General features: G+C 67.2%; 1 pseudogene. It reads right to left on the bottom strand.

Annotated elements, in window-relative coordinates:
- Nucleotides 1–472, bottom strand: a pseudogene (gene fusA / locus FMEAI12_RS35825) (elongation factor G); the annotation flags it as partial.

Genomic DNA, 472 nt, shown 5'->3' with positions numbered 1-472 from the left:
CTGAAGGGGCCTCGTCGCTGACCGAGTGGCCAACCGTGGCACCGATGTCGAGCGGGTTCGGCAGGAAGTCGACCACCGCGTCCAGCATCGGCTGGACACCCTTGTTCTTGAACGCCGACCCGCACAGCACCGGGTTGATCTTGCTGGCGAGCGTGGCGCGCCGCAGCGCGGCCACGAGCTGCTCCTCGGTGGGCTCCTCGCCCTCGAGGTAGAGCTCCATGAGCTCGTCGTCGTTCTCGGCGACGGTCTCCACCAGCTTGTCGTGCCATTCCTGCGCGGCCTCGGCGTGATCGGCCGGAATGTCGACGGAGTCGTACGACGCGCCCTTGTCCTCCGACTGCCAGAGGAGACCCTTCATCCGGATCAGGTCGATGACGCCGCGGAAGTCCGACTCCACACCCCAGGGGAGCTGGATGACGGCGGGCGTCGCGTCAAGCCGGTCGACCATCATGTCGACGCAGCGGTGGAACTC

It is taken from the genome of Parafrankia sp. Ea1.12 (assembly GCF_900465275.1).
GTDB lineage: Bacteria > Actinomycetota > Actinomycetes > Frankiales > Frankiaceae > Parafrankia > Parafrankia soli.
Note: the sequence above shows the minus strand (reverse complement) of the source record. Positions and strands in the feature narration are given on the sequence as shown.